Genomic DNA, 16,295 nt, shown 5'->3' on the forward strand with positions numbered 1-16,295 from the left:
CGCCCTTTGCAACGATTTCCGCTGCGGCACAGCCTATCCGAAGCGTCCGACAGCCTTTCGATGCTACGAGATATTTCGATAGGCTTCGGCGATGCCGAGAAAGTCCGCCGCCTTCAGACTGGCGCCGCCGACCAGCGCGCCATCGACATTTTTCACGCCGAGCAGTTCGACCGCGTTCGACGGCTTGACCGAGCCGCCATAGAGGATGCGCATCTTCGCCGCCGCGCTGCCAAGCTTTTCCGACAGTTTTTCGCGAATATGCACATGCGCCTCAGCAACGTCGGCGGCGGTCGGCGTCAGTCCCGTGCCGATCGCCCATACCGGCTCGTAGGCGATGACGGTATTCGACGCCGTGGCGTCGGGCGGCACCGAGCCGGCGACCTGGCGCGACAGCACGTCGAGCGTCGCGCCTGCCTCGCGTTCGGCTCTCGTCTCACCGATGCAGATGATGGCTACCAGTCCGGCTCGCCACGCGGCGGACGCCTTGGCCTGTACAATGGCGTCGTCCTCATTGTGATCGGCGCGGCGTTCGGAATGGCCGACGATGACGTGGCTGGCGCCCGCGTCTTTCAGCATCTCGGCCGAAATACAGCCGGTATGGGCGCCGCTCTCCTTGGTGTGGCAATCCTCGCCCCCGGCCCGGACCGGCGTGCGCGACAAAATCTCTGCGGCATGCGCCAGCAGCGTCGCCGGAACGCAGACCAGCGCTTCGGTTTCCGCGTCGAGCCCGCTCATAAAGCCGTTGCCGATCATCCTGAGTTCGTTGAGCGAGGCGCTGGTGCCGTTCATTTTCCAGTTGCCTGCGACCAGCGGGCGGATTCCTGGCGTCATGGGATTTGTTCCTCCGGGCGATATTCGGCTGCGTCCTCACTACCAAACTCAGCCCACAAAGCAATCGACAGTGGGCCGGAAGGACGCTATTGCGCTTGTTTCAGACTCGGCGCATGCGAAAATGCGCAAAAATCGGAAGTGACCATGCTTAGTATCTTGAGAAGCGCGGCGGGGACCTGGGTCGCGAAGGCACTGCTGATATTGTTGGTGTTGAGCTTCGCCGTCTGGGGCATTTCCGGGCAGCTGGTCGGTGGTTTTGCAGGCCACGATGCAGTTGTCACGGCCGGAGGCACCAAAGTGTCGATCAACGAGTATCGCCTCGCCTATGATCGCCAGATCAGCGTGATGTCGCAGCAATTCGGCCAGCGCATCAGCCGCGAGCAGGCGACGGCGCTCGGCCTCGACAACCAGGTGCTGGCGCAACTCGTGTCGGGCGCCGTTCTCGATGAGCAGGCCCGCAAGATCGGACTAGGGCTGTCCAAGGACCGGCTGGCCCAACTCACGCATGAAGACCCGGCCTTCAAGGGTCCCGGCGGCACCTTCGACAGAAGGACTTTCGAATACATACTGCAACAGGTCGGCATGCGGCCGGAAGACTATCTGAGGAATCGCGCCCAGGTGGCTGTGCGCCAGCAGATCGTCGAGGCGGTTTCGGACGGCCTCAAGGCTCCGGATACTTTCTTGAAGGCAGTCGCGCTTTATCGTGGCGAAGACCGCACCATTGACTATCTGACCTTGCCGAAATCGCTGGTCGAGCCGATTGAAGCGCCATCCGACACTGCGCTTTCAGCTTATTTCGAGGAAAACAAAAAGACCTATGCGGCGCCCGAATACCGCAAATTCTCCTATGTCAGGCTCGAGCCGCAAGACATCATGGATCTGAGCGCCGTGACCGACCAACAGGTCAGCGACGACTACAACAAGAACAAGGGGCGCTACACCACGCCGGAAACGCGCACCATCGAACAGCTCGTGTTCAAAACGCCTGATGCCGCGAAGGCCGCGCTCGATTCACTCAAGACCGGCGCGACCTTCGACAAGATCGTCGCCGCCGAGGGCAAGACGCAAGCCGACACGCTGCTCGGCACGCTGTCCAAGGACAAGATCGCCGACAAGGCGGTGGCGGATGCGGCGTTTGCGCTCAATGTCAACGAAGTCAGTCCGGTCGTTCAGGGCGCCTTCGGTCCGGTGCTGCTGCGCGTCACCGACATCAAGCCCGAAGTGGTGAAGCCGCTGGCCGAAGTGTCCGCCGATATCCGCAGGGATCTGGCGCTGGGCGAGGCAAGCCGCATTCTGTTGGACGTGCATGACAATTACGAAGATATCCGCGCTTCGGGCAGCACGCTCAAGGAAGCGGCTGAAAAACTGAAGCTGAAGGTCGTCACCATCGACACGATCGATCGCACCGGCCTGAGGCCGGACGGCACCATCGTCAAGGACCTGCCGGAATCGCCGGAACTCATTAAGGCGGTGTTCGACGCCGAACCCGGCACCGAGAATCCCGACCTCACCACCGCCGACAACGGCTTCGTGTTCTACGAGGTGGAGTCGATCACGCCGGCCCGCGACCGCACGCTGGATGAAGTCCGCCAGAAGGTGGTGGCCGACTGGACGGCGGCGGAAACGACCAAGCGGCTCACCGCAAAAGCGGGCGAACTCGAAAAGCGTCTCGATGCCGGCGCTACGCTCGATGTGATCGCGAGCGAGCTCAAGCTCGAGAAGCAGACCAAGCGCGGCGTCAAGCGCGAGGCGGACGACGTCGATTTCGGCAAGGAAGGGGCGGCTGCGATGTTCAGCGAAGGCCAAGGCGGGACCGGATTGATCCCCTCGCCCACCGGCGACGGACAGATCCTGTTCAAGATCGCCGAAGTCTTCGAGCCTGCCGGAGCCGACGCCAGCTCGGTGCCGGATGAGGCGCAGAAATCGTTCACCGCCGGCATGTCCGATGACCTGCTCGACCAGCTGGTGGCGCAGCTGCAGACGCAATATGACATTCGCATCGACCAGACCGCCGTTGCCCAAGCCCTGACCAGATGAGCGCGCTCAAGACCCATATCGCCAAGGTCGCCGCAGGCAATTCTCTTTCCTTCGAGGAAGCGCGCGAGGCCTTCGACATCATCATGTCGGGCGACGCTACGCCCGGCCAGATCGGCGGCTTCCTGATGGCGCTGCGCGTGCGCGGCGAGACGGTGAGCGAGATTTCCGGCGCCGTCGCCACCATGCGCGCCAAGATGCTGCGCGTCGACGCGCCCGCTGGCGCGATCGACATCGTCGGCACCGGCGGCGACAATTCGCACAGCGTCAACATCTCGACCGCATCCGCCTTCGTCATCGCCGCCTGCGGCGTGCCGGTGGCCAAGCACGGCAATCGCGGACTGTCCTCGCAGACCGGCGCCGCCGACGTGCTGACCGCGCTCGGCGTCAAGATCGATATCCCGCCGGAAACGATCGGCCACTGCATCCACGATGCAGGCGTCGGCTTCATGTTCGCGCCGGCGCATCATCCGGCGATGAAGCATGTCGGTCCGATCCGCGTCGAGCTCGGCACCCGCACCATCTTCAACCTGCTTGGCCCGCTCTCTAATCCGGCCAGTGTGAGCCGGCAGATGGTCGGCGTCTTCTTGCCGGAATGGATCATGCCGGTGGCCGAGACGCTGAAGGCACTGGGCGCCGACCACGCCTGGGTCGCCCATGGCGACGGTTATGACGAGATCACCACCACCGGTGAAACCCAAGTGGCCGAACTGGTCGGCGGCGAGATCCGAACCTTTACGCTGACACCGGAAGCGGTTGGGCTGAAGCGGCACACCAAGGACGAGTTGCGCGGCGGCGATGCCGCCTACAACGCCCAGGCGCTGCGCGACATGCTGGGCGGCGCTGCCGGCGCCTTTCGTGATACGGTGCTGATGAACGCCGGCGCGGGGCTGGTGGTGGCGGGCAAGGCGACGACGCTTGCCGACGGCATGGCGACGGCGGCGCAAGCCATCGACAGTGGCCGGGCGCTGAAAGTGCTCGATCGGCTGGTCGAGATTTCGAACGGATAGAGCCGTGTCTGATATCCTGCGCAAGATCGAAGCCTACAAGCGCGACGAGATCGCCGCGGCGAAGGCGCGCGTGCCGCTTGCCGAGGTCAAGGCGCGGGCGAAGGACACCGACGCAGCGCGCGGCTTTCTCTCGGCTCTTGAAGCCAGGCGCAAATCCGGCAGCTTCGCGCTGATCGCCGAGATCAAGAAGGCCAGCCCGTCCAAGGGCCTGATCCGTGCCGATTTCGATCCGCCGGCACTGGCCAGGGCCTATGCGAAAGGTGGCGCCGCCTGCCTTTCGGTGCTGACCGACGCGCCGTCCTTCCAGGGTGCGCCTGAATTCCTCACCGATGCGCGCAACGCCGTGACATTGCCCGCTTTGCGCAAGGATTTTCTGTTCGAGCCTTATCAGGTATTCGAAGCCCGTGCGTGGGGCGCTGACGCCATCCTGATCATCATGGCGAGCGTCGATGACGCCGTGGCCAGGGAACTCGAAACGACGGCGTTCGAACTCGGCATGGACGCGCTGGTCGAAGTGCATGACGAGGCTGAGACGGAACGCGCGCTGAAACTGTCATCGCGGCTGATCGGCATCAACAACCGCAATCTCCGGACGTTCGAAACCAGCATCGAGACCTCGGAGCGGCTCGCGACGATGATGCCGGCAGACCGCCTGCTGGTCAGCGAGAGCGGTATTTTCTCGCACGAAGACTGCCGCAGGCTGCAACGGAGCGACATCGGTACGTTCCTCGTCGGCGAGAGCCTGATGCGGCAACAGGACGTGGCCACTGCGACGCGCCTGCTTTTGACGGGCAATGCGCCCGCCATTGCATCGGCCCGAAAATCGGAATCGATTTTCGGAGAGCACGATGCATAGATTCAAAGTGTTAGAGCGTGCTTTGCGCGTCCAGACGGACGCACGTCGCGCTAAGGTGACCTGACGATGACGGCCGCCCTCACCCATCTTGGCGCGAAAGGCGAAGCCAATATGGTCGATGTCGGCGACAAGGCGGAGACGACGCGCACGGCAATCGCCGAAGGTCTTGTCTCGATGCGGCCCGAAACGCTGAAGATGATTCTCGACGGCGATGCCAAGAAGGGCGACGTGCTGGGCACGGCGCGCATCGCCGGCATCATGGCGGCCAAGAGGACGCATGAGCTGATCCCGCTCTGCCATCCGCTGCTGTTGACCAAGGTATCCATTGACATCGAACCGGACGCGACGCTGCCAGGCCTGAAGGTCACGGCGCTGGCCCGCGTCACCGGTAAGACCGGCGTCGAGATGGAAGCGCTGACCGCCGTCTCGGTCGCCTGCCTGACCATCTATGACATGGCCAAGGCGGTCGACCGCGCCATGGTGATCTCGGGCATCAGGCTGGCGGAAAAGACCGGCGGCAAATCCGGCGACTACAAGGCGGATGCCAAGGGGGCAGGCTAATAATGGCACTGCTTCCGGTCGCCGAGGCGCTCGAGCGCCTGCTTGAGGATGCTGCGCCCTTGCAGGCTGAAAGCGTCGCCCTGATGGACGCCGCCGACCGCGTGCTGGCGGAGCCGCTCCTGGCGCTCCGCACCCAGCCGCCGTTCAACGCGTCCGCCATGGACGGCTATGCCGTGCGGGCCGAGGATGTCGCATCCGTGCCCGCAAGACTTTCGGTGATCGGCATGGCGCCGGCCGGACGCGGCTTTGCCGGAACAGTCGGCCCGGCGCAGGCCGTGCGCATCTTCACCGGCGCGCCGCTTCCTGCAGGCGCGGACACCATCGTCATCCAGGAGAATGTCCGCGACCTCGGCGGCGGCAGCATCGAAGTGACCGCGTCGACGGTTGAAGGCCGCAACATCCGCCGCCTCGGGCTCGATTTCTCGAAGGGCGACGTCCTGCTGGAGAAAGGCCGCCCGCTTGATCCGGCGGCATTGTCGCTGGCGGCGTCGGCCAACCACCCGCAGGTCAGCGTGGTGAAACGGCCGTTGGTCGCCATCATCGCCACCGGCGACGAATTGCTGCCGCCGGGCAGCGACCTTGGCCCCGACCAGATCATCTCGTCCAATGCCTATGGCGTCGCCGCCGCGGCCCGCTCGGTCGGCGCCAGCGCGCTCGATCTCGGCATCGCCCCCGACCGCAAGGAGGCGATCGCCACGCTGGTGAAACAAGCGGTCGACGCAGGCGCCGACGTCATCGTCACGCTGGGCGGCGCCTCGGTCGGCGACCATGACCTGGTCCATGACGTGCTGACCGGTGAAGGCATGACGCTCGATTTCTGGAAAATCGCCATGCGGCCCGGCAAGCCGCTGATGTTCGGGCGGCTGGGTGACATCCGCTGCATCGGCCTGCCTGGCAATCCGGTGGCGAGCCTGGTCTGCACGCAGCTCTTTCTGACGCCGCTGCTTGCGCGGCTCGGCGGCCGCGCCTTCCGGCAGGACATGCGTCAGGCGCGGCTCGGCGCCGCCATGCCGGCCAACGATCTCAGGCAGGACTATGTACGCGCCGTGGTTAGCGAAGAAGCCGGCACGCTGCTGGCGACCCCGTTCGGCATCCAGGATTCCTCGATGCTCAAAATGCTGGCCGACGCCAACGGGCTGATCGTGCGCGAGCCGTTCGCTCCCCCAGCCGCGACGGGCGCCGCGTGCAGCGTGCTGATGCTACGCTGAACAAAACGTCAACACATTCATTAAATTTTAAACGGTTGCGGAACACAACTGGAACAGATAGTGTTTGTTCTGGGTTTGTTTTTCTGATTCTGTTGGGGGTCGCGATGCTGACACGCAAACAACATGAACTGCTGATGTTCATCCACGAGCGGCTGAAGGAAAGCGGCATTCCGCCCTCGTTCGACGAGATGAAGGAAGCGCTCGACCTCGCCTCGAAGTCGGGGATCCATCGGCTGATCACTGCACTGGAGGAGCGCGGTTTCATTCGCCGCCTGCCCAACCGCGCCCGCGCGCTGGAGGTGCTGCGCCTGCCCGATTCGATCGCGCCCGGCCTCAATGCGGCGCGCAAATTCTCGCCAAGCGTCATTCAGGGCAGCCTTGGGCAGGGCAGCCTCGGACGACAGATCAAGCCGGCGCCTTCGCGCATGCCCGCAGCCGGCAATGACGACGACGTCGTTGCCACCATCTCCATACCGGTGATGGGCCGCATCGCTGCCGGTGTGCCGATCGACGCCATCCAGCACCAGACGCATTCGATTTCGGTACCACCGGACATGATCACCGGCGGCACGCACTACGCGCTGGAGGTCAAGGGTGACTCGATGATCGAGGCCGGCATTTTCGACGGCGACACGGTCATCATCCGCAACGCCGACACCGCCCAGCCTGGCGAGATCATCGTCGCCTTGGTCGACGACGAGGAAGCGACGCTGAAGCGGTTCCGCCGCAAAGGTGCCTCGATCGCACTGGAAGCCGCCAATCCGGCCTATGAGACGCGCATCTTCGGGCCGGACAGGGTCAAGGTGCAAGGCAAGCTCGTCGGACTGATCCGGCGTTACTGAACGGCAGGCTTTTTGGGTTTCTCGGCCCTGCGGTATGGCGGCAGGCCCCTCGCCTCGCGCGAAAATCTCCGCTGCTCATGCCAAGGCCTATAGGGCTGTCTGACGGCAAAACGGATTTCTGCGCGCGTCGTCGCAGATAGCGGATCGAAAAAGACGGCGGCACTGCCCATGCGAGCGAGCTGCCGTTTGGTGACGACGAGAACCAGCGGATTGCGGCAGGGATTATAATAGGCTGTGGCATCATCGATGACGATCAAATCCGCAAAGGCACAGGCTGGCCGTGCGGTTTTGCGGTCGTCGGCGAGCGCGATGATCGCGCCGGACTGGTGCCGGGCGAGGCACAGGCCGGCAGTGCAGTAGAAGGGCGCTCCCGGCGGCAGGTCGGCCGGGTCGACGATGTCGAACCGCACGTCTCCTTTTTCGAATGTCTCCGGCTCGACAATGGTCGCTGAAACCAGCGCATGTTTCCAGTTGTCGGTGGTGAATTCGTTCGAGTGCACCCGGTTGACGGCAAGTTCGCCGCCGCCGATCGGCAGCGCCACCAGATGCGCATCTTCCGAAATCAGCACGTCGGGGGTGCGCGTCTCGGAAATCGTCAGCAGGCCGGCGAGCGCAAAGGGAAGTGCCGCAAGCCGCAACCATGTCGTTGCCATCGTGGCGATGACCAGGGCGGCCGTCACCAGCAGAACCGACTGCAACGAGATCAGCCCGACGGCATCGACCGGCGACCGCTCGGAGATCCATCCCGATATTGCAATCATGGCCGTCAGCCCCTTGCCCATCATGTATAGGAAAGGGCCGTCGAAGCCGAACGGCATTGCCAAGGCGCTGACGACGGCCAGGAACATCACGACCGTGACGATCGGCATGACGGCCAGATTGGCGAACAGGCTGAGCGGCGAGACGCGCTGGAAGTGCCAGATGGCGAAGAGTGCGGTGGCGCTGCCGGCAATGATGGAGGTCATTGCGATGGTACCTGTCCCAGCGGCAAGTTTTCGCGTGACGAAAGCGATCGTTGACCGTCGCTGTGGCGGCGCGGTGGCCTTGTCGGCACGATAGTCGGACCAGCCGGCATAGGCGCCCACGAGAGCAGCGGTCGCGGCGAAGGACATCTGGAAGCTTGGGCCGACCACCTCGTGCGGCGACACGACGATGACGGCGATGGCCGAAATCGCCAGATTGCGCATGGTGAGTGCCGCCCGGTCGAACAGCACGGCGACAAGCATTACCGCCAGCATGATAAAGCTGCGTTCAGCCGCGACCACGATACCGGAAAAAATCAGATAGGCAGCGATGGAAACGAGTGCGGCAGCAGCCGCATATTTTTTGACCGGCCGGCGCGACGAAAAATCGGGAACCAGCGCAAAGGCGCCGCGCAGCAATCCCATGATGGTGCCGGCGACAAGCGCCATGTGCAGGCCGGAAATCGAGATGATGTGGTAGATGCCGGTGCGCCGCATCGATTCGTTTATCTCTTCGGGAATGCCGGCACGCACGCCGACGATCAGCGCGGCGGCAATCTCCCCCTCGGCGCCACCGATGCTGTCCCTGATATGGTCGGCGATGGTTTCACGCGCCTTTTCGATCGAGGAAGAAATGCGCGCGGCGAACGGTGCATCTTCGGAAACGACGATCTTCGGATTGCCGAGGAAAAAGCCACTGGCACCGATACCGGCGAAATAGCTGTCGAAGGAGAAGTCATAACTGTCCGGCCTAACCGGGCCAGTCGGAGGCAGAAGCCTCACATAGCCGGTTGCCACCGAGCCTGCGGTCATCTCAGCGGGAATTTTGCGTGCCGAAACCCTGACACGTTCCGGCGCATAACGCAGTGTCGGCCGGGCGGTCGACATCACGTCGATGGTCAGCCTGATCCGGCCGTTCGCCATCTGATCGAGCCTAACGACACGGCCGGTGAGCTGGGTCTGGATTTCCGAGCCGAGCATCTGCGTTCCCACGCGCCAGGTTTCAACCTTGGCGGCGAGTAGCCCGAGTGCGCACAGCAACGCTGCCATGAAGCACAGATGCGTTTTGCGCCATGAGCGTGTCACTGCCGCACACAATGCCGTGAGGACCACGACGGCAATAGGCTGCGGAAAGTCCGGTTCGACGGCAAGCGAAAAATAGACGATCACCCCGCATGCCAGAAAAACCGGCACCAGCAGAAAGGCGACGCCGCGGTCTAGTTCCAGGCCGGCTGCCGAGGCCACGCTGTTGCGGATACCGGATGGTGAAAGATGGCTAAGCTGTCGGCGGAAACGAATGACAGGCCCGGGTGTTGGAGCCGGTGTTGGCGCGGCGCGGTCCGGCGAAAGGGGCTGAATGCCCGGGTGCGACGCAGGCAGCGAAACGGGTAGCGGCTCGGCGTGGGGAACGTCGGCAAACAGCGATCGTTCGCTGACGCTTGTGGTCGTGCCCTCGCTCTTGTCCGCGCCGCGGCCTGGTCCAGCCATCGGGTCTGCCCCTTGCGCCCTTGACCTCCTATGCTACATGAACGCGCGACGCGCGAAAGTCCGCGCAATCACATCCGCTTCCTGCGCTTGCCTGAGAGTTCCATGTCCGACAAGGTCGTCACCCGTTTCGCCCCCTCGCCCACCGGCTTCCTGCATATTGGCGGCGCGCGCACGGCGCTGTTCAACTGGCTGTATGCGAAACACACCGGCGGCACGATGCTGCTGCGCATCGAGGACACCGATCGTGAGCGTTCGACCGATGCGGCAACCGCCGCCATCCTCGACGGACTCTCCTGGCTCGGCCTCACCTGGGACGGCGAGCCGGTATCGCAGTTCGAGCGCGCGCCGCGCCACCGCGTGGTCGCCGAGGAACTGGTGCGCATGGGCAAGGCCTATTACTGCTACGCTACGCCGGCTGAACTGGAAGCGATGCGTGAGAGCGCGCGGGCCAAGGGCTTGCCTCCCCGCTATGACGGCCGCTGGCGCGACCGCGACCCGTCCGAGGCGCCAGCCGGCGCCAAGGGCGCGATCCGAATCAAGGCGCCGGCCGACGGCGAGACGGTGGTGCATGATCTCGTGCAGGGCGAAGTCCGCTTCTCCAACAAGGATCTCGACGATTTCATCATCCTGCGCTCGGACGGCAATCCGACCTATATGCATGCCGTCGTCGTCGACGACCACGACATGGGCATCACCCACATCATCCGCGGCGACGATCATCTGACCAATGCCGCCCGCCAGATGGTGATCTATCGAGCCATGGGCTGGGACGTGCCGTCGATGTCGCATATCCCACTGATCCATGGCGCCGACGGCGCCAAGCTGTCGAAGCGGCACGGCGCCCTCGGCGTCGAAGCCTATCGTGCCATGGGGTACCTGCCTGAGGCACTGCTCAACTACCTGGCGCGGCTCGGCTGGAGCCACGGCGACGACGAGGTCATGTCGATCGCCGACATGATTGCCTGGTTCGACATCGGCGACGTCAACAAGGGGGCCGCCCGCTTCGACTTCGCCAAGCTCGAGGCGCTGAACGGCGTGCATATGCGCCGCATGAACGACGCCGAATTGCTCGATATCTTCATCAACACCTTGCCCTATCTCGAAGGCGGCCCGGCGATCGCAGCGCGCCTCGACGACACGCGCAAGGCACAGATGCTCGCCGCGCTGCCAGGCCTAAAGGAGCGCGCCAAGACGCTGGTCGAACTGGCCGACGGTGCCGCCTTCCTGTTTGCCGAGCGGCCGCTGCCGATCGACGAGAAGGCGGCTGCATTGCTCGGCGGTGAAGCGCGCGAGATCCTGCGGGGCGCCCACGCGGCGCTGAAGGCGATTTCAGGCGACTGGACGGCCGAAGCGGCGGAAGCCGCGATCAGGGAATATGCGGTGGCCGGCGGCCATAAGCTCGGCGCTGTGGCCCAACCTTTGCGCGCCGCGCTCACCGGCAAAAGCACCTCGCCCGGCGTGTTCGACGTGCTTGCCGTGCTTGGCCGTGAGGAAAGCCTGGCGCGCGTCGCGGATCAAATCGATTAGCAAAACTGGCCCAAGAAGATTGGCATTGAAAGGTGGGTTTCGCAGTGCAACATTAGGTCTTGGCCCAATTTGGCACGCAAATCCAATTGCGGGCGCAAACGCGCGAACTCCGATGCTTTCGACGTGTTGCGTTGCAGATATTTCGCCTTTGCCGGCATGAGAAAACCAAAAGGAGTTTGCAATGTCCGAAGCTGCGACAAAGATGGAATTTGGCGGCAAAACCCACGCGTCGACTGCTAAACTTGAATTCGGCGGCAAAACTCACGAGCTCAAGGTGCGAAGCGGCTCGGTCGGACCTGATGTCATCGACATCGGCTCGCTTTACAGCACCACCGGGGCGTTCACCTACGATCCCGGCTTCACGTCGACGGCAAGCTGCGAGTCGGAAATCACCTTTATCGATGGCGATGCCGGCATCCTTTTGCATCGCGGTTATCCGATCGACCAGCTGGCCGAGCACGGCGACTTCCTCGAAGTCTGCTATCTCTTGCTCTATGGTGAATTGCCGACCAAGGCGCAGAAGGACGATTTCGACTACCGGGTGACGCGCCACACCATGGTGCACGAGCAGATGTCGCGCTTCTTCACCGGCTTTCGCCGCGACGCGCATCCGATGGCGGTGATGTGCGGCGTGGTCGGCGCTCTGTCAGCCTTCTATCACGATTCCACCGACATCTCGGACCCGTATCAGCGCATGGTCGCGTCGATGCGGCTGATCGCCAAAATGCCGACGATCGCGGCAATGGCCTATAAATACCACATCGGTCAGCCCTTCATTTACCCGAAGAACGAGCTGAATTTCGCGGCCAACTTCCTGCATATGTGCTTTGCCGTGCCGTGCGAGGAATACAAGATCAACCCGGTGCTGGCGCGTGCGATGGAGCGCATCTTCATTCTGCATGCCGATCACGAGCAGAACGCCTCGACCTCGACCGTCCGCCTCGCCGGCTCGTCAGGCGCCAACCCGTTTGCCTGCATCGCCGCCGGCATTGCCTGCCTATGGGGACCGGCCCATGGCGGCGCCAACGAGGCGGCCTTGAACATGCTGGGCGAGATCGGCCATGTCGACCACATCCCGGAATTCATCGCCCGCGCCAAGGACAAGAACGATCCGTTCCGGTTGATGGGCTTTGGCCACCGCGTCTACAAGAACTACGACCCGCGCGCCAAGATCATGCAGAAGACCGCACATGAGGTTTTGGGTGAACTGGGCATCAAGGACGACCCGCTGCTCGACATCGCCATGGAACTGGAAAAGATCGCGCTGACCGACTCCTATTTCATCGAGAAGAAGCTTTATCCGAACGTCGATTTCTATTCCGGCATCACGCTGAAGGCGCTGGGCTTCCCCACCACCATGTTCACCGTGCTGTTCGCGGTCGCTCGTACCGTCGGCTGGATCGCGCAGTGGAAAGAGATGATCGAGGATCCGCACCAGAAGATCGGTCGCCCGCGCCAGCTCTATACAGGTGCGCCGGAACGCGACTACGTGCCGATTGCAAAGCGATGAAGAGAAGAAGTGAGTAGTGAGTAGTGAGTAGTAAATAAGAATTCTAGACGCTGAGCGGTTCTTTGCAATCTACTCACTACTCACTACTCACTACTCACTACTCACTACCCCTACTCGCTCCCTTGATGCACCTCATCACGACCCCCGCAGCGATATCGCCGGAAGGTCCGTCGACAGCCATGCGTCTGGCCACCTCGGCAAAACCGTCCTTCTGCCATGCGCGATAGGGGGTGTCGGAAAAAAGCGCCTCCAACTGCCGCGCAACATAGTGCGGCCGCACATATTCGTTGTAGCTTTCCGGCACGATCGGGCGATCGGCGATGAGATTGGGCAAGGCGGCGCTCCATACGGTGATCAGGCGCTGGGCCATCCGCATGACCGGATCGAGCCGGTAGCAGGAGATCATCGGCACACCCGACAGCGCCAATTCCAGCGACACCGTTCCCGATGAGATCAGCGCTGCATCGGCCCTGCCGAAGGCCTGCCATTTGCGTTCGGGATCAAGGATGATTTCCGGCTTCTCGTCCCAGCTTGCCACCGAAGCCCTGACCAGGTCGGCGACATGCGGCACCGTCGGCAACAGCAGGCGCAAGCGGTGTCCGCGTGCGCGCAGGATCGAGATCGTCTTACCGAACGGGCCGACTAGCCGTAGCACCTCGCCGCGACGCGAGCCGGGCAGCACAAGCAGTGTCTTCACACGATCGTCGGACAGGTCGCGCGGCAGGCTTTGCGCCTTGGCAGCGCCGATCACGCCCGGATCGTGCGTAAGGCGATGGCCGACATAGGTGCCGGGCGGACCACCGAGGCGGGCGAGCTCCTTCACCTCGAAGGGCAAGATGCAGAGGATATGATCGACATACGGTTTCATCGCCACCGCCCTGCCGGGTCGCCAGGCCCAGACGCTCGGGCAGACATAGTGGACGATCGGGATTGCCGGATCGGCGGCACGAACCTTCTTAGCCACGCGCAGCGAAAAATCCGGGCTGTCGATGGTGATGAGACAGTCGGGCTTTTCACCGGCGACCGCATTGCCCGTCTGGCTGATCCGCCGCATCAGGCGCGGCAGGTCGCGCAGGATGGCGCTCAGGCCCATCAGCGCGATCTCGCCGCCGTCGAAGAGCGGCGTGAGGCCGAGCGCCTGCAGATGCCGGCCGCCGATGCCGACGAGCCGGACCTCGCGGCCGGTCGCGCGTTTGAGCGCCTCTATAATGTCGGCGCCAAGCAGATCGCCGGATTCTTCGCCGGCGACGATCGCGATCTTCAGCGGTTTCTCAGTCGCCATGCACCGGCTCCGCAGCAGGCAGGCCGATCACGAACAGGCCGAGCGCATTGGCACGGGCGACGACGGTGGGGCCTTCCAGAACCAGCGAGCGACCGGCCTCGACGGCAATGCCGGCAAGTCCGGCGGCATGCGCCGCCTCGACCGTCTGCGGGCCGATGGAGGGCAGGTCGGCGCGCAACTCCTGGCCGGGCTTGGCGCATTTGACCAGAACGCCGCGCGTTCTGCCGGCCAGCCTGCCATGGCCGCGCAACTGCTTTGTTCGATCGAGCAATCCGTCAGTGCCCTCGACGCCTTCCAGCGCGATGGCGCGGCCGCCGATCGCAACAGCCGCTTGGCCGATATCCAGCGCGCCGATGGCCTTTGCCGCCGTATGCGCCGCTTCGATGTCGCGCCAGTCGGATTTCCGCGGCGCAGCCTTGGTCAGCGTCCCTTCGGCCGCGATCAGTTCCGGCACGATCTCATGGGCGCCGACAACCTTGATGCCGCTGCGCTCGACCCTTCGCACGAACAGTTTCAGCACGGTGTCGTCGCCTTGGGTTACACCGACAAGAAGGCTGGGCACCCAGGCGAGCAGGCCGAGATTGAGGCGCATGGCGCTCAGCCTGGGGCGGCGTGTGATATGGCCCGCTGTCACCAAATGGGTAACATGATGGTTCTTGAGCGTCGGCAGCAGTGAGCCGACATCCTCCAGCCTCAACGTCGCCTGCTCGTAGGCGTCGAAGTCGGATATGCGGTCGACCTCGCCCGCCACTATTACCACGAAGGGAGACTTGTCTTGCCCAGCAAGCGCCTTGGCGACTTCGACCGGCAAACTGCCGCCGCCGGCAATGATGCCGACCTTGGCGTCTGGCGCGAGATCAAGGCCCGTCCGAGTGGCCTCAATCTTCGTCATCTGCATCGTCGCCGTCGCCAGCCTTGAGCGACGGGACGGCATAGTGCCGCTTGCCGCGACTGGCGATGAAATCGATGATTTTCATGGCGGTCGGTGACGAGGCGAATTCCGCCTTGGCGAATTCGATGTTTTCGCCGACGGTTCGGGAGCGATCGAAGATCGTCCTGTAGGCCTTGCGCAGCGTGTGGATCTCGGAGCGCGGCAGGCCGGCGCGCTTCAGGCCGATGATGTTGAGACCGCGAAGGCTGGCGCGATTGCCGACGGCGATGGCGTAGGGAATGACATCGCCGACGAATGCCGAGCAACCGCCGAGAAAGGCGTTGTCGCCGACGCGGACAAACTGATGAACGGCGCTGAGACCACCGATATAAACGTTGTCGCCGATCTCGCAATGGCCGCCCAACGTCGCCTGATTGGCGAAGGTGGCGTTCTTGCCGACAATGCAATCATGGGCGATGTGGGCGTAGGCAAGGAAGTTGCCGTTGTCACCGATCGTCGTCTCGCCGCGGCTGGAATCGGTGCCGAGGTGCATGGTCACGCCTTCGCGGATCGTGCAGTTCTCACCGACGACCAGCGTGGTGCGGCCGCCCTTGTGCTTGGTATTCTGCGGCGGCGCGCCCAGTGTCGCCATCGGATAGACCTTGGTCGACGCACCGATGGTGGTCGCGCCCATCACCGAGATGTGGCTGACCAGTTCGACGCGGTCGCCGAGCACCGCGTCGGCGCTGATGTGGCAGAATGGCCCGATGCGGACGCCTTCGCCGATTTTTGCGCCTGCCTCGATGAACGACGATGGATGGATGACTGTCTGGATTTTCATAAGCATTCGATCGTCAGTCGCTCGCGACCATCATCGCCGAGATCTCGGCTTCCGCGGCCTTGACGCCGTCGACGAGAGCCTCGCAGGCGAATTTGAGAAGGTTGCCGCGTTTCTTGATTTTCTTCACATGGATCTTCAACTGGTCGCCGGGAACGACCGGTTTACGGAATTTGGCATTGTCGATGGTCAGGAAATAGACCAGCGACGGTTTTTCGGTGCCCAGGCTGCGGATGCAGATGGCGCCGGCCGTCTGCGCCATCGCCTCGACGATCAGCACGCCGGGCATGACCGGCTGATCCGGGAAATGACCCTGGAAATGCGGCTCGTTTATGGTCACGTTCTTGATGCCGATAGCCGACTCGTCGCCATCGATGTCGATGATGCGATCGATCATCAGGAACGGATAACGATGCGGCAGGAGCTTCATCAGCCCCAATATGTCGACCGCCTCGAGCGTCGTCGCCGCCACCAT

Annotated in this window: 14 protein-coding genes; 8 read left to right on the forward strand and 6 right to left on the reverse strand. The window is 63.4% G+C overall.

Features of this window, described 5'->3' with window-relative positions:
* Window positions 1-63 precede the first annotated feature (63 nt).
* Window positions 64-831, reverse strand: a complete 768-nt coding sequence (tpiA, locus tag AC0L3I_RS09785; RefSeq protein WP_473486998.1) for a triose-phosphate isomerase — start codon at window positions 829-831, stop codon at window positions 64-66.
* 144 nt (window positions 832-975) lie between these two features.
* On the opposite strand from tpiA, the gene AC0L3I_RS09790 reads away from it, so the two are divergent.
* The 6 genes from AC0L3I_RS09790 to lexA all read left to right on the forward strand — a co-directional run bounded on the left by AC0L3I_RS09790 (window position 976) and on the right by lexA (window position 7,342).
* Window positions 976-2,868, forward strand: coding sequence for a SurA N-terminal domain-containing protein (locus AC0L3I_RS09790; protein WP_473526769.1), 1,893 nt, complete (start codon window positions 976-978; stop codon window positions 2,866-2,868).
* Window positions 2,865-3,875: an anthranilate phosphoribosyltransferase gene (gene trpD / locus AC0L3I_RS09795; RefSeq protein WP_473487000.1), complete on the forward strand. Its 1,011-nt coding sequence runs from the start codon at window positions 2,865-2,867 to the stop codon at window positions 3,873-3,875. Before AC0L3I_RS09790 ends, trpD begins: the two co-directional genes overlap by 4 nt.
* 4 nt (window positions 3,876-3,879) lie before the next feature.
* Window positions 3,880-4,731, forward strand: coding sequence for an indole-3-glycerol phosphate synthase TrpC (gene trpC / locus AC0L3I_RS09800; RefSeq protein ID WP_473526770.1), 852 nt, complete (start codon window positions 3,880-3,882; stop codon window positions 4,729-4,731).
* 66 nt (window positions 4,732-4,797) lie between these two features.
* Entirely contained in the window at window positions 4,798-5,292 is a 495-nt protein-coding gene (moaC, locus tag AC0L3I_RS09805) for a cyclic pyranopterin monophosphate synthase MoaC (RefSeq protein ID WP_473487002.1), read from the forward strand.
* A 2-nt stretch (window positions 5,293-5,294) separates the two neighbouring features.
* A complete protein-coding gene (locus AC0L3I_RS09810; RefSeq protein ID WP_473487003.1) occupies window positions 5,295-6,500 on the forward strand; it encodes a molybdopterin molybdotransferase MoeA in 1,206 nt (401 codons plus the stop codon).
* A 104-nt stretch (window positions 6,501-6,604) separates the two neighbouring features.
* The gene (gene lexA, locus AC0L3I_RS09815; RefSeq protein ID WP_095492879.1) at window positions 6,605-7,342 is read left to right on the forward strand and encodes a transcriptional repressor LexA; all 738 of its coding nucleotides are present in this window, start codon (window positions 6,605-6,607) and stop codon (window positions 7,340-7,342) included.
* On the opposite strand, the gene AC0L3I_RS09820 is transcribed toward lexA, so the two are convergent.
* The gene (locus AC0L3I_RS09820; RefSeq protein WP_473526771.1) at window positions 7,336-9,792 is read right to left on the reverse strand and encodes a ComEC/Rec2 family competence protein; all 2,457 of its coding nucleotides are present in this window, start codon (window positions 9,790-9,792) and stop codon (window positions 7,336-7,338) included. The genes lexA and AC0L3I_RS09820 overlap by 7 nt on opposite strands.
* Before the next feature lie 102 nt (window positions 9,793-9,894).
* Here AC0L3I_RS09820 and gltX point away from each other — a divergent pair, with 102 nt between their 5' ends.
* Both gltX and gltA read left to right on the forward strand, forming a co-directional pair.
* A complete protein-coding gene (gene gltX, locus AC0L3I_RS09825) occupies window positions 9,895-11,319 on the forward strand; it encodes a glutamate--tRNA ligase (RefSeq protein ID WP_473526772.1) in 1,425 nt (474 codons plus the stop codon).
* A gap of 181 nt (window positions 11,320-11,500) precedes the next feature.
* Window positions 11,501-12,829, forward strand: a complete 1,329-nt coding sequence (gene gltA, locus AC0L3I_RS09830) for a citrate synthase (protein WP_065009590.1) — start codon at window positions 11,501-11,503, stop codon at window positions 12,827-12,829.
* A 97-nt stretch (window positions 12,830-12,926) separates the two neighbouring features.
* Here the strand turns inward: gltA and lpxB are convergent, their stop codons facing one another.
* From lpxB to fabZ, 4 genes are read right to left on the reverse strand one after another with little or no spacing between them, the layout of a single operon-like run.
* Entirely contained in the window at window positions 12,927-14,111 is a 1,185-nt protein-coding gene (gene lpxB / locus AC0L3I_RS09835; RefSeq protein WP_473526773.1) for a lipid-A-disaccharide synthase, read from the reverse strand.
* Entirely contained in the window at window positions 14,101-15,003 is a 903-nt protein-coding gene (locus tag AC0L3I_RS09840) for an LpxI family protein (protein ID WP_473487007.1), read from the reverse strand. The genes lpxB and AC0L3I_RS09840 overlap by 11 nt, the downstream gene beginning before the upstream one ends.
* Window positions 14,990-15,823, reverse strand: coding sequence for an acyl-ACP--UDP-N-acetylglucosamine O-acyltransferase (gene lpxA / locus AC0L3I_RS09845; RefSeq protein ID WP_473526774.1), 834 nt, complete (start codon window positions 15,821-15,823; stop codon window positions 14,990-14,992). Before lpxA ends, AC0L3I_RS09840 begins: the two co-directional genes overlap by 14 nt.
* Before the next feature lie 13 nt (window positions 15,824-15,836).
* A complete protein-coding gene (fabZ, locus tag AC0L3I_RS09850; protein WP_123145852.1) occupies window positions 15,837-16,295 on the reverse strand; it encodes a 3-hydroxyacyl-ACP dehydratase FabZ in 459 nt (152 codons plus the stop codon).

The organism is Mesorhizobium sp. WSM4840, from assembly GCF_055811755.1.